This window comes from Streptomyces sp. NBC_00989 (genome assembly GCF_045162655.1).
Classification (GTDB): Bacteria; Actinomycetota; Actinomycetes; order Streptomycetales; family Streptomycetaceae; genus Streptomyces.
On sequence record NZ_CP108729.1, the window covers coordinates 252,559 to 264,197 of the forward strand.

General features: G+C 70.0%; 15 protein-coding genes and 2 tRNA genes. All 17 read right to left on the bottom strand.

Going from position 1 to position 11,639, the window contains the following annotated elements; translation table 11 throughout:
• Positions 1 to 57: 57 nt before the first annotated feature.
• The 17 genes from OG714_RS55490 to OG714_RS55570 all read right to left on the bottom strand — a co-directional run bounded on the left by OG714_RS55490 (position 58) and on the right by OG714_RS55570 (position 10,508).
• Entirely contained in the window at positions 58 to 681 is a 624-nt protein-coding gene (locus OG714_RS55490) for a cell envelope biogenesis protein OmpA (RefSeq protein ID WP_331732657.1), read from the bottom strand.
• A 121-nt stretch (positions 682 to 802) separates the two neighbouring features.
• On the bottom strand, positions 803 to 1,036 hold the full coding sequence (locus OG714_RS55495) for a hypothetical protein (RefSeq protein ID WP_331732660.1): 234 nt from the start codon (positions 1,034 to 1,036) through the stop codon (positions 803 to 805).
• A 79-nt stretch (positions 1,037 to 1,115) separates the two neighbouring features.
• Positions 1,116 to 2,684 (bottom strand): ParB N-terminal domain-containing protein, encoded by a 1,569-nt coding sequence (locus tag OG714_RS55500; RefSeq protein ID WP_331732663.1) that lies wholly within the window; start codon positions 2,682 to 2,684, stop codon positions 1,116 to 1,118.
• Positions 2,685 to 2,745: 61 nt separating this feature from the next.
• Positions 2,746 to 3,078 (bottom strand): hypothetical protein, encoded by a 333-nt coding sequence (locus OG714_RS55505; RefSeq protein WP_406132323.1) that lies wholly within the window; start codon positions 3,076 to 3,078, stop codon positions 2,746 to 2,748.
• Between the two features lie 201 nt (positions 3,079 to 3,279).
• On the bottom strand, positions 3,280 to 3,744 hold the full coding sequence (locus OG714_RS55510) for a hypothetical protein (protein ID WP_331732668.1): 465 nt from the start codon (positions 3,742 to 3,744) through the stop codon (positions 3,280 to 3,282).
• A gap of 145 nt (positions 3,745 to 3,889) precedes the next feature.
• Positions 3,890 to 4,255 (bottom strand): DUF3846 domain-containing protein, encoded by a 366-nt coding sequence (locus OG714_RS55515; protein ID WP_331732671.1) that lies wholly within the window; start codon positions 4,253 to 4,255, stop codon positions 3,890 to 3,892.
• Positions 4,256 to 4,443: 188 nt separating this feature from the next.
• Entirely contained in the window at positions 4,444 to 5,079 is a 636-nt protein-coding gene (locus OG714_RS55520) for a hypothetical protein (RefSeq protein ID WP_331732674.1), read from the bottom strand.
• A gap of 127 nt (positions 5,080 to 5,206) precedes the next feature.
• Complete coding sequence (locus OG714_RS55525) at positions 5,207 to 5,371, bottom strand: hypothetical protein (protein ID WP_331732678.1); 165 nt, start codon at positions 5,369 to 5,371, stop codon at positions 5,207 to 5,209.
• Complete coding sequence (locus tag OG714_RS55530) at positions 5,368 to 6,228, bottom strand: hypothetical protein (protein ID WP_331732681.1); 861 nt, start codon at positions 6,226 to 6,228, stop codon at positions 5,368 to 5,370. Before OG714_RS55530 ends, OG714_RS55525 begins: the two co-directional genes overlap by 4 nt.
• Before the next feature lie 267 nt (positions 6,229 to 6,495).
• Positions 6,496 to 6,570, bottom strand: a tRNA-Ile gene (locus OG714_RS55535).
• Between the two features lie 99 nt (positions 6,571 to 6,669).
• Positions 6,670 to 6,903, bottom strand: a complete 234-nt coding sequence (locus OG714_RS55540) for a hypothetical protein (protein WP_331732684.1) — start codon at positions 6,901 to 6,903, stop codon at positions 6,670 to 6,672.
• A 37-nt stretch (positions 6,904 to 6,940) separates the two neighbouring features.
• Positions 6,941 to 7,014 (bottom strand) — tRNA-Leu (locus OG714_RS55545).
• A gap of 143 nt (positions 7,015 to 7,157) precedes the next feature.
• Positions 7,158 to 7,421 (bottom strand): hypothetical protein, encoded by a 264-nt coding sequence (locus OG714_RS55550; protein ID WP_331732688.1) that lies wholly within the window; start codon positions 7,419 to 7,421, stop codon positions 7,158 to 7,160.
• Positions 7,422 to 7,552: 131 nt separating this feature from the next.
• Complete coding sequence (locus OG714_RS55555) at positions 7,553 to 7,951, bottom strand: hypothetical protein (protein WP_406132325.1); 399 nt, start codon at positions 7,949 to 7,951, stop codon at positions 7,553 to 7,555.
• A 272-nt stretch (positions 7,952 to 8,223) separates the two neighbouring features.
• Positions 8,224 to 9,375: a DUF932 domain-containing protein gene (locus OG714_RS55560; RefSeq protein WP_331732696.1), complete on the bottom strand. Its 1,152-nt coding sequence runs from the start codon at positions 9,373 to 9,375 to the stop codon at positions 8,224 to 8,226.
• Between the two features lie 505 nt (positions 9,376 to 9,880).
• On the bottom strand, positions 9,881 to 10,006 hold the full coding sequence (locus OG714_RS55565; protein ID WP_331732699.1) for a hypothetical protein: 126 nt from the start codon (positions 10,004 to 10,006) through the stop codon (positions 9,881 to 9,883).
• A gap of 112 nt (positions 10,007 to 10,118) precedes the next feature.
• A complete protein-coding gene (locus OG714_RS55570) occupies positions 10,119 to 10,508 on the bottom strand; it encodes a hypothetical protein (RefSeq protein ID WP_331732701.1) in 390 nt (129 codons plus the stop codon).
• Between the last annotated feature and the right edge of the window lie 1,131 nt (positions 10,509 to 11,639).

The window sequence follows — 11,639 nt, forward strand, 5'->3', positions numbered from 1 at the left end:
GGGTCGTTCCTCGGGCGTGGAGGCAGGGAGTTGGGAGGGCGCGGGGGCGGGGCGGGTTCACCCGTCGCCCTCCAGGCCGAGCGCGCTGCGCAGGAGCTCAAGCAGGTGCGCGGTGTTCTCGGGCAGGGCGGCCTCACGCAGCAGGCGTTTGCGCCGGATCGGGACAGCGAGGCTGATGCCGGCCGGAACACCGGGTGCGTCCGGCTGGACGACGAGCCGGTAGTCGGCGGTGGAGATCATCCAGGCCTCGTACCGGTCGGCGGGGCTGCCGCTGCGGGCGGTGTGACCGGCGTCGGGGCCGCGTGACGGGCAGGGGCACGACGGATCGGTGCAGGGTCTTCCCGCGGGGTGGCGGGCCAGCACCGGGTGTCGGCGGTAGTGCGTCGCGGTGCCGTTGAGCATCGGGCAGTGTGCGGCCGAGTAGGGCAGGCACTCCGGGTGCAGGGCGGGTTCGGGCGAGTAGCAGCGGGCCTGGTCGGATGGACGGACGATGAGGAAGCACCGCTCGTCCAGCTCGTGGCCGCAGATCTGGCACAGGCGGTCGCGGTAGGCCCGGAGGGCGCGTTCGGCGTCGAGGCTGCCGAAAGCGGCATGACCGTTGTGGATCAGGGAGACCCAGGGCACGATGAGCCCGCCGGCCAGCGGGCGGTGCGCACACCGCTGGGGTATTGCCGGATTCATGAAGAGGCCGGTCCTTCACAGGCTGACCGGGCTCCGGCCGGGCTCGGGGCGTGCCCGGCCGGAGCACAGGGTGGGGGGATGGAGGCCGGTCGGGCGCTGGGGCGCGTCCGGGTCCGGTCGCTCAGGGACGGGCGCGGTCCGCCGAGTTGCGCGGCGGCGGCCGTCCTGGCGTCCGCGCGCGTCTGCGTCGGCGTGGGCGGTGGTTGCGCTCAGGCGTGAGATGCCAGCCGCCGCAGATCCCGCACTTGCGGTAGCCGCGCGTCGGCTTGCCGCGCGCACGGGTGGCTCCGAAGGCCGCGCGGGCGGCCGCGCGGTCGGGGTAGCGCCGTCGTCCCGACGGGCAGGTGTCGGACACGACGAACTCCTTGCTGTGGGGGAGGAAGAGAGGGGGCCGGGCGCAGCACCGCCGTTGGGAGTGCTGCGCCCGGCAGGGCTCAGGCGGCCTGGTCGACGGCCTGGTCCTCGTCGGCGGGCTGGGGCAGGTACTTGGCGACGGCGAGTTCCTCCACGTCGGACAGCCGGTAGCCCTCCGCCTTCAGGCACAGCAGGTAGGCGGCCTGGTGGCGGTCGAGGCCCTGCCACGCCTTCGGCTCGCGCATGCTGTACTCGAACGCGGCGGCCACCTGGGCGAACACCTGGTGCCATCCCCTGGCCTTGCCCTGACGGCTGACCAGGTCGTCGAACGGATCTCCCTCACGGCTGTAGCGGGAGCCTTCGGCGTTGGGGTCCGGGACCCCCAGGAACTGGGCGACGGCCTCGGTGCCGCCCTTCTCGCACCACTTCGCATACAGGTAGGGCGGGCTCATCACGGTGCGCAGAGCGAGCTGCCGCACTGCCTCGGGCAGGGACTTTCCCTTGCACAGCCGTCTCACGAAGTCCTCGCGGACCGTCCGCGCGGTCTTCCACGCCTTGTTGCCCGCGATGGTCCGCGCCCGCGCCTCCTTCTCCTTCTCGGTCATGGACTGCTTGGTCGGCTTGGCTCCGGGGCGCACCTTGTGGCCGTACTGGGCGGGGTCGGAGCAGTACCAGACGGGCTGGAACTCCTCGTCCAGGCGGGCGGTGTGGCCGGAGCAGTAGGCGTGCTTGTCGGCCGTGACCGGAGCGCCCAGGGGCGTGCGCAGGTCGGTCAGCGGCCGGGAGGTGTCCTTCGTGCCCCACGGGAAGTAGTCGGGCAGCAGCGGGATGTCGGCCTTTTCCAGCGCGTCCAGTGCCGCCTGCCGGGCTTCGGTGTCCGCCTTGGTCTGCCGGAGCCGCGCGAGGGCCTGGTCCCAGTGGCCGCGCCCGCCGCCTTCCTCGGCAGCGTCCTTGGCGTGAGCCTCCTCCAGTACCTGGGCGGCCCGGGAGACGTCGCTGACGTCGGCCATCTCGGCCATCTGCATCAGGTCGAAGCCCTGGACGCTTGCCCGGTGGAGCTGGGCGTCGTCCAGGCGGGCGGCCTCGCGTGCCGCGCGCAGCTCGGCCCGCTTGATCTTCAGGGCGCGGGCCATCTTCGCGCGCTGCTCCTCGCTCACGTCGATGAGCGCCAGCGTCTCGATGGCCTTGACCCGGTCGCGGTCGTGCATCTGCTCGCGGTGATCGTTCTCGATCAGCGACAGGAGGTGCGTCATCGCGTCGTTGCCCACCAGGTCGGCGCGGACGATCGCGGGGATCTTGCGTGAGGGCCTGCCGTCGGCCTCGGCCGTGGCGTTGGCGGCCTGCTGGGCCTGCGCCCGCCGCCATCCCTTGAAGGCGCCGTACGTTCCGTTCTCCAGTGGGCGGACGTGGACGGGGTCCTGAACACCGAGTTCGGCCACCGACGCCTTGAGGTCGCCGTCCGGCTCGGTGTCGATGGTCCGGGCGTTGTAGGCGTCGCGCACGATCAGGGTGGGGTCGAGGCGGACGATCTGGTCGTGGGTTTCCTCGACGGCCGACGGCTCCTGTGGCTGCGCGGGCTTCCGGGCTGCGGCGGAGGTGGCCTTGGTGGGTGTCGGCGTGGATTTCTTCGCCTGCGGGGCGGTGGACATGGAAGGTACTCCTGTACTGGTGGTGCTTGGCGGGCCGGATGTGCCCGGCCCGGTCGGCCGGTCAGGCCGTGGGGAGGTCGCCGATGGTGACGACCACGCGGATGACGCGTCCGCTGGCGCCGCCCTCGATCGGGGAGTCGGCGACGGCCGGGGAGAGCAGCAGTCCGAGGACGGCGCGCACGAGCGAGCACGTGGTGGGGGACGGCTGGCGGTGGCCGGTCTGCTCGGCAGCGGTGCGGATCAGTTCGTCGGTGGCGTCGTCGGGCGTGTAGGCGAGCCCACGGCGCAGCAGGTGATCGGCGAGCCGGAGGGCCTTCATCGCGCGGCGGGTGGCGCGGTAGCGGGTCTGGGGCCAGCCGGTGGGGAAGGGGGTGGGATCTTCGGCACGCGCCATGGCGGTGCATTCCTCTCGGGCGGTGAGTTCACGGTGTGCGGGAAGGGCGCCGACAACACCATGCATATTCGATACTAGATAATGTGCGGGCTGAAAGCAAACGGTCACCTCCTGCTCGTGGTGGTTGGGGTCGGGGTGCGGGAGGCGCAGTCCGACCGTGGGGGCCGGTGGCGTCGGCGGCACGGGGCGTGCTCGCGGTGGTCAGTGGCCGCTGCCGCCTGACGCGGTCGGCAGCGGTGTGCCCGCCTGGTAGTCCGTGCCCGGCTCGGGCGGGATCGGGTCGCCGGTGGCGAGGTCGGTGCAGTACGCCGAGAACACGTCGGCCGCTTCCATGGGCTGGGGCCACCCGTCGGCGACGTGCCAGCCGCGCAGTACAGACGCGCTGTCGGTCGTGTACGAGCGCACGAAGAGGGCCGCGTCCCGGAAGCCGATCGAGGTCTGCGCCAGGAGGTGACAGAACATCAGCCAGCCCTCGTAGTCGGCGTTCACCTGGTCTGGGTCGTCGGGAGCGCATTCGACGGTCGCCGAAGCGGAGGCGAAACTCCCCAGGGCGGTGTGCGCGCTGCACACCAGGTGATGGCGTCCCGGTCCGAGGGCGTCCAGCAGCGCCCCGAATGCCTGGGCTGCGGTCTCGAACGGATCGGGCAGGAAGGTGGGGTCGGGCATGGCAGGTGCTCCAGAGGTGAGGGCGGGGGCGGTTCGGCAGTCCGCCGGCGGTCGGGCGCGGCGCCGGGCCGGGCCCAGGTGTGTCGGTGGGTGCGGAGGGACCGGACCGCAGGAGTTGTGCACGGGCGGGTGGGGACCGGTGTGGTCACAGGTCTCCCAGGGTGAGGAGCAGGCCGATGACCTGGTGCCTCAGCAGCGGGAGGGTGTTGCCCTCCGCGTCGGGCCCTCCCGTGAGCAGGACGGGGCCGTGGTAGCGCTGGTGGGTGAAGCCGAACCGCCGGGCGAGGGCCGTTGCGGCGGGATTCACCGGGTGGTTGTACTGGCCTTCGTCGTCGATCCACATGTCCCACTGGCGGGTCAGGGCGACGACGTCGAACCGGTCGCATCGCAGGGCAGCGCGCATCACTGCACGGCGCTGGGCGCTGGATTGGCAGTCGTGGCCGAATGGCAGGTCGATTTCGACGAGTTGCGCGTCGCAGGTCAGGAGCAGGGCGGTAGGGATCTTGGTCATGGGTGCTTCTCGTGCTCGCTGCGGAAGGGGGTGGTCGGCCCGGCACGCGGGAGCGCGGGTGCGGTTCGGGGGGTGACCGCACGAGGCTCGACCGCGTGCCGGGCCGTGGCGGCCGGGCCCCGAACGAAGGGAACGGGCCCGGCCGGTCTGCGGCCCGCGCCGTGTCGCGGTGACCGGCGAGGGGCGTGTCAGGTCACGGGTGGCCCGTAGGTGCGGAACCCGCCGTGCCCGGCTGCATGCTTGAGGTAGTCGATCCACGCGGGCCACCAGTCGGCGTCCTCGATGACCTCCGAGAGGAGCGCGGGGTTCGCGGCCCTGCTGGTCTCGTACGCCGTGAGAGCCGTGTGGATCTCGCCGGGGGTGACGGTCCAGCCCTCGTCACCGCCGAGCTTGTGGGCCGTGATGCCCTCGGGCTGCGGCGGCGTCCAGGACAGCCGCGCCTCAAGAGCCTTGCGGTACCGCTGGACCGCAACCGGCGCCGCGCCTCCCGCCGGGGCCGGAACGGCCTCCCCGGGGGTGGTCCCGTACTCCTCGGGTGCGGGCCGGTCCGGCGGCTGCGCGGCGGCCAGCATGCCGAAGTGGTCCATGAGTGCCCGGCACTCGCTCATCGCCCAGGTCGTCAGGTGGAAGTGCGTGGTGCGGACCGCTTCCATCGCGTCGTAGGCACGGGCGACCTCCACCTGGAGGGCCTGGTACTGCGGGTGGTCGTACGGGAGGTCGAGACCGTCGCGCCGCTCCACGGCCCGGTCGAACGACCTGCTGGCCGCTTCGTACGCTGCGTCTTCGCCCTCCGGGGAGCGTACGAGGTACATGTCGTAGCCCATGCCTGGGACTTCCCTTCGTGCGGATTCGGCGCCTGCCGGGACCGAATTACTTCGATACTAGATTAACAAGTGGTGTGGGTCGGCTATTCCCCGGTTGGCGGCGGCCTGTCCAGAGGGCGGGGGCCGGTCACCGACTCTCCCGCGCGTTCACGGCGGCGGCCTCGCGGCGCGCGTCGGCGGCGGTGTACCCCGTCGTGCACCACGGGTGGCAGAACTGCCCGGGCGGCGCGGTGCAGGTCTCGCACGTGTCGTCGAAGTCCTCGGGGCTCCACGGCCGCAACAAGCTGCTCATGCCGGGCGGTTCCCGCTGCGCGCGGCCGGCGGGGCATCGGCGGCGCCCCGCTGCCGGGCGGCAGAGCGGCGGGTTGGGCGGCGCGGCCGCTGCTGGGCGCGCAGGGACGCGATCTCCGTGCGCATGCGACCGACGCGGTCACGCTCCTCACGGGCGGTGCGCTCGGCGTAGTCGGCGTATGCGGGCAGGTAGTCGGCGCGGCGCGCGAGCGACCCCGGGTAGTTCATCAGCAGCAGGGCCAGGACGGGGTGCGGCCGGGCGGTGAGCCACCGGGCGGCCGTCCACCAACTGGAGACGGCGGTGCGCGCGTCGCGGCGGTCGGCCTGGGCCTTGCGCTCGAAGCGTGCCGCCTCGGCCTCGCCCCTGCGCATCGACCAGTCGAGGAAGCGCAGCAGGCCGGGGGTCTCGCGCTCGCGGGAGGCGTCCAGCAGGCGGTGAAGATCGGGCCGCTGGGCGACGTCCTCGGCGCAGGCACGCATGACCCGGGCGAGGGCCTCGCCCGTTGCGGCAGAGGGCGCGTTCCCGGCCGTCGACTCCACGAGAGTCGTCGCGGTGTGCTGGTAGGGGTAATCGTCGTCCGTCCACTGCACCAGGCCGCCGGTGTAGCCGGTCGCGCTGCCGCGCCTGCGCGGCAGCGACTCGGCCGGCGCGGTGGCGTCCATGGCGTTGACGGATCCGAGACTCACGCGCAGCGCGGTGAACTGGTCCCAACGGCGCGGATGATGAGTGCCGGCCACGTGCACGAAGCCGCGCAGTACGCCCGTCAGGGCGTACAGGACGGCGTCCTCGCCCTGTGACTGGGCAGTGGCGCGCACCGTGCCGGACGGCGTGTCGATAGTGAGGATTTCGGCGGTCACGGTCAGAACTCCCGTCGGACGGAGGGGACTTGGGGCGGTGGGCGGGGTCCGCCGCCCCGCGTATGTGCGGGGGCGGCGGACTGCTGGCCAGTGACGAGCTGGCCGGGTTGGCCGTGCCCGCTCGCCGGGACGGGAACGGCGTAAGAGATGTCGGCGGTGTCGGTCGTCGCAGCCTGCGGTGGCCGGCGGGGCCTGCCCGCCGGAAGCGAGCCGGTGCGCTGTGACGCGGGCCGCGCGCGGCGGCCGCTCCTGGACGGGCGGTTCGCGTAGTGCTGGTGGGACTCGAACCCACGACCTCGACGGCTTATAAGACCGGCGCTCTACCAACTGAGCTACAGCACCCCGGATGGTGAGTTGTGCGGGCCGCGCCCCGGTAGGGCGGAGCGGGGCGCGGCCCTGGGAGCGGCCGGGGCTGCGGGGGAGGGCAGCCCCGGCCGCTGGTCAGGTGAACAGGATTCGCGTCATGGTCTCGTCGATCAGCGCTGCGGCCTCCTCGTCGGACATGTCGTCGAGCCTGGCGAGCGCCTCGAAGTCGATCTCGACGTCCAGGTCCGCGAGCCGCTTCTCAGCGATGACGAACTCGATCACTTCCTGCGCGCTGGCGCGCTTGCGGGCCTTCGAGGCTGAGTTGGGGGCGGTGGGCTGGGATGCGGTGTTCTGGTCGTCGGTGGTCATGGCTCCTCCGTGGTGGGGCGGTTGGGGGGCGTGTGGGTGGACCCGACCGGATTCGAACCGGCGGCGCTGTGCGCTTTTAAGGCGCTGGCTCTGCCACTGAGCTACGGGCCCCTGAGGCGGGCCGCCGTCCCGGTGCCGGGTAGTCCGGGGCGGCGGCCCTGGGAGCGGCCACGCGCGGGGAGAGACGCCTGGCCGCTGGTCTGGTCAGTCCCGGCGTGACGCTGGGCGAGGTTGGCCAGTCACTGCGCGGGGAGTCAGAGGTTGTGCTGGAAGCGGTATTGCCTGACGAGTTCCATCGCGGCGTCGCGGACGGCTCCGCGTTCGGTCTTGCCGGTGCTTCGGGCCTTGCTGTACGCGACCGAGGCGCGGACGACTGATCCGGGCCGGGTCAGCCGCTCGTGGACGATCTCGTGGCCGTGGCCCGGCAAGTCCTGCTTGGTGATGTCGTGGATGGCGGCAGCGATCGCGTGCGCGACGGCGTTCTCGTCGGTGATCGGCACCGGATCGGTGTCAGCCATGGGCACGTGCCTTTGAGTCCCTGAGGGGGCCTTGAGGTGGCCGCCGCCCCGCAGCGGGCAGAGGGGCGGCGGCCGGGTGGCGGCCAGGCGTGGGGGAGAGCTGGCCGCCGGACTGGGGTGCGCAGCCGGGGCTACGCAGGGGCGGATGCCGGAACCGGGAATGCCGTCTGGTAGGTGACGGCGTCCGACTGCGGACCGAGCGTTTCGCGGAAGGCGTGGCGGATCTGGTCGGCCGTGAGGGGCCTGAGCGCATGGCCGTCGACCAACCAGCCGCGCACGGTCTCCTCGCCTGTCGGCGCTGTCGTACCGAGGATGACGCTTCCCTTGTCGACGATGAAACCGAGGGCCACGACTTCGGCGACTGCGGCGGTATCGGCGTAGACGCCGCTCCAGAGTGCGTCGGCGCCTTCTCCGAGGACGTCGAACCAGGTGTAGGCAGTGACGGGCTCCGCGTTCCTCGGATGGACAACGGCGGTGATCAGGTGCCTTCCGGGGCCCGCCGTCGTCATCAGATCGGTGACGGTGTCCACGGCGTGCGCGGTGACCGGTGCCAGACGTTCCCGGGCCTGGCTGGATGAAAGGTTGTTGGGGCCCATCGGGCGCTTCCCCTCGTGTTGTTTCGGCGACAGTGGAGGGCGTCACCCCTCAACTAGCTATCTTCGATACTAGATAATAAATGCTTCGAAGTCAAACCCTGCCGGGTCCGGCTCGGGCGCCTGTGAGCGGCACGCAAGTGCCGCTCACAGACGGCCAATCCGGCGGGAGCGGGAGGCCGCCGCGCTCCCGCCGGGGCTGCTGGCGACTATGCCGCTGCGGCGATGGTCATCGCGGAAAGGGCCTGCGTCTCCAGCTCGTAGGCCGCATCCCCGTCATCGAGGGTCTGCGCGGTAGCGGTGATGGCCTGCATGATCCCGCCCGCCGTGGTCTGGCCACCCTTGATGAAGTGGCTGAACACGGACTCGCGCACGCTGTCGGAGAATCGCAGCTGCTTCGCCACCAGTTCCACGGTCTCGGCCGGGCTGGTGATCTCGCGGCCTGCCTCCCGCTGGATGTCGGCCAGCTTCCGCTCGACGTAGTCGCGGTTCATGAACGTTGCGACGGCGTCACGGGTCTGGGCGGTGATCAGCGAGAGATTCTTCTCCTGGGTGTCCTCCGAGAACTTGACGATCCCCTGGTCCATGCGCGCCCCGAGGTGGATCTTGCCGAACGCGTCCTTCGTGATCGTCATACCGTTGCCGCACACCCGCACGACAATGCGGGGCGTGATCGCGTACTTGCCGCTGCCTACCTCGCTGTTGGTGAAAACGAACCCGGCCGAGACGATCGGCAACTGATCACCCGTCTGCCCGGTGAACGGCGACCGGTACCCGCGCAGCAGCTCGGGAGCGAGCGCCTCGACGTGCTCGGACTCCACCCGAACGATCATGCGCCGCTCCGTGAGATCGGCACCCGTGATCTTCACGGGGTGACCCGACTCCTCGATGCCCGCCAGTACGGCGGTGAGCATGTCCAGATGGTCAATGATCTTGTAGCCGTCGGAGAGCCAGGCACGCAGCACGCCCGGCTCGCCCTTGAAGGCGCGGAGCAGGAAACGGCGGGTCGGGTCCTTCTGCAGCCAGCCGTTGACGTTGAGGTCGTACAGGTCGACTGCCTCGGCGCGCATACGGCGCAGGTAGGCGGTGGGGATCTTCAGCTTGTCGGCAATTCCCTCGTCGGCAACGGCGGTGGGACGGTAGGCGCCGTCCGCCCGTGTTACCCCGGTTGGCGTCAGTACCGGCTCCATGCCGGTCACGGTGAGGTTGCCGTCCACTGCACTGATGGCAGAGGCGGGGGCCACCAAGTCGATCTTGGCGTCCTGGTCCCGCCCCAGGAGCTGAAGGAGATCGTCAAAGGACGCGTTACGCGCGCCCCTCACCTCGGTGCCCATGGGGGTCGGGTTGGTCTGGTGAGCCACTAGGGCTCTCCCTTCGTGTTGTTTCGGCGGTCCATCGGCGTCACCCGATGAACTTCGATACTAGATATATACCCGGAAGTTGGGGCTTCAACCATGCGCATCGGTGGGGCGGTGGGGCGGTGAGCGCTGGGGCGGTGGGCCGCGGCAGCCGTACACCGCGCGGGAGGCGCCGGGACCCTCGACGTCGCCTCGTTCCCGGAACTACCTCTGCCCGGCCGCGGCAGGGATCGGGCAGAGGTGCGGTCACCGGGGGCCGGCCGGCGCGCGCCCGGGCTGCGGGGCCGGCTCCCCCTGCCGGTGGGGTGTTGGGTGGCCAGGGGCGGCCACCCAACACCCGTCTAGCGGGGCAGGACACAGAGCGCGCGCGCTGTCAGCGCCACGGCGTCAAGCAGGCATGCAACCACGTACGCGTGGGGCGCCCAACGTTCGAGCCGTGAGAGCCCCGGCTCTTCGTAGTCCAGCCACGGGGAGGGCGGATACGCGGCGCATGCCCGCTCGCGCATGGTCACTTGTTCTCGAAGAACCGCGCAACTGCCCTCGCGATGTTCTCGCGCTCGCCTCGGGCGCGGCCCTTGCTGTACGCGTAGCAGGCCACTACGACGACAATCAGGATGATCACTTTCAGGCTCATGACTTCCTCACTGACCGGGTGCGCCCTCCCGTGGGGGAGGACTGGGGTTCGTGCGGGCTGGCCTCCCGAACGGGGGCGCAGGTGAGATGCGGCCCCCGTCCGGGAGTGTCTGTTACGAGATCCCGTAAAGCAGATCCCCGGGGCCGTCACCCCAACGGCGCATGCCCTCTACGCGGTGCGGGTGGAAAGGGGCCCAAAACGTGGGCGGGACTCGGAGGAATTCGCGAGCCTCGTGCAGCTCAATTTCCATGATCTTGCCGAGAATCCGGCGGTACAGCTCAACGTCGTCACAGTCGGCGACAACGATCGGGAATTCCGCGTACGTGGTGATTTTCTCCGGGTAGCCTTCCGGCGCCAACTCCCGTTCCGACCTGTACGCGGGGAACGTGAACGTGACTTTCACCGTTCCCTCAAACCGGCTGGTGTGATCCCCGGCCTTGATCGTCCAACCGGGCTTGTAGATCAGCTGATTGATCAGCTGGACTGCTGATGCTGCCTCCATTACGGGGCTTCCCTTCGTGTTCGGCGTGGCCGCTCCGGCGTCACCCGGAACAACTTGCTAATTCGATACTAGATACTCTTACGTGTGATCACAACCCCTCTGAACAGGGAAAACGCGACCAAATCGAGCGCCACCCCATGACAACTCGCGCACCAAACAGCGCGCCCACTACTGCGCTATCTCCTGCGCCAACTGATGCCCACCGCATCCCACCTCCCGACCGTTACCCCTGGTCAGCCTGTACGCCTGCGCATGGTCGGCCGCAGACATCCCCTCTGCTGCCGCTACTCCCTGCCCGTGTGAAGAAAAGAAGGGGGCGGGGGCGGGCGTGGTCGGCGCGGCGGCATCGGCGATCGGGCGCGGCTGGTGTCTTTCTGCGCGTCGGCTCCGCCTCCGCGCTCGGGCGTCGGCCGTCGGCCGCTCCTGACGTCGGGCCGAATGGCGGATTTAGTAGAGGCGAGATCTCCGGAATTGCGGCGCGCTATTACGGGGAGGCTCGGCGGCTAGTTCCACCTTCCAGCCTCGGAGACGTCTGGATTTACCTCCGTACGCTGAATTCTGGCATTCTCTATTCGGGGTCATCTTTGCCGATATATTCGATCCTCGTAATTCCGAATTCGGTAGGTGGCTTTTCTATTCAAGCTAGGGGGTAGTGCGCCTGATCCCAATCACTACACACCGTGCTCCGTGATGCATCTTGCGGCGGCACGTTCGCGGTTGGCTGACCCGGTGGGACGTATAGGCCTTGCGGGGCCGCCTTGAGGGCGTACGCTGGGCAGGGTGGTTTGGGGAGGGGTAGCCGTACGGGGCGGGAGGCTGGGAGGGGTTCAGGCGGAGCGTAGACGGGGGCCTGTCACCGCTCACCTGACTACCCATCAGATCTGATCATCCGTCAACCGGCGGGGGTGGTGGGCTGGAATCCCAGTGACTACACAGCTCCGCACGTGATGCACTCCCCCTTATAGCCAGCCAGGGTGACCGCGCTTGCGCGGGCGCCTGCAATTCCCGCTTGCGGGAATTGCATTTCGGTTAGGAATTCCGTTTACGGAATTCCATTCCGGCGTTTACGCCGGAATTCGAATTGCGCTTGCGCAATTCGCGCTCTATGCCCCGGCTTGCCGGGAGCATATC

What these genes read in the sequence shown, in the direction of transcription:
- OG714_RS55500 (WP_331732663.1), bottom strand. Translation starts at nt 2,684, where the DNA reads ATGTCCACCGCCCCGCAGGCGAAGAAATCCACGCCGACACCCACCAAG.
- OG714_RS55525 (WP_331732678.1), bottom strand. Translation starts at nt 5,371, where the DNA reads ATGAGCAGCTTGTTGCGGCCGTGGAGCCCCGAGGACTTCGACGACACG.
- OG714_RS55490 (WP_331732657.1), bottom strand. Translation starts at nt 681, where the DNA reads ATGAATCCGGCAATACCCCAGCGGTGTGCGCACCGCCCGCTGGCCGGC.
- OG714_RS55515 (WP_331732671.1), bottom strand. Translation starts at nt 4,255, where the DNA reads ATGACCAAGATCCCTACCGCCCTGCTCCTGACCTGCGACGCGCAACTC.
- OG714_RS55505 (WP_406132323.1), bottom strand. Translation starts at nt 3,078, where the DNA reads ATGGCGCGTGCCGAAGATCCCACCCCCTTCCCCACCGGCTGGCCCCAG.
- OG714_RS55550 (WP_331732688.1), bottom strand. Translation starts at nt 7,421, where the DNA reads ATGGCTGACACCGATCCGGTGCCGATCACCGACGAGAACGCCGTCGCG.
- OG714_RS55565 (WP_331732699.1), bottom strand. Translation starts at nt 10,006, where the DNA reads ATGAGCCTGAAAGTGATCATCCTGATTGTCGTCGTAGTGGCCTGCTAC.
- OG714_RS55540 (WP_331732684.1), bottom strand. Translation starts at nt 6,903, where the DNA reads ATGACCACCGACGACCAGAACACCGCATCCCAGCCCACCGCCCCCAAC.
- OG714_RS55510 (WP_331732668.1), bottom strand. Translation starts at nt 3,744, where the DNA reads ATGCCCGACCCCACCTTCCTGCCCGATCCGTTCGAGACCGCAGCCCAG.
- OG714_RS55520 (WP_331732674.1), bottom strand. Translation starts at nt 5,079, where the DNA reads ATGGGCTACGACATGTACCTCGTACGCTCCCCGGAGGGCGAAGACGCA.
- OG714_RS55570 (WP_331732701.1), bottom strand. Translation starts at nt 10,508, where the DNA reads ATGGAGGCAGCATCAGCAGTCCAGCTGATCAATCAGCTGATCTACAAG.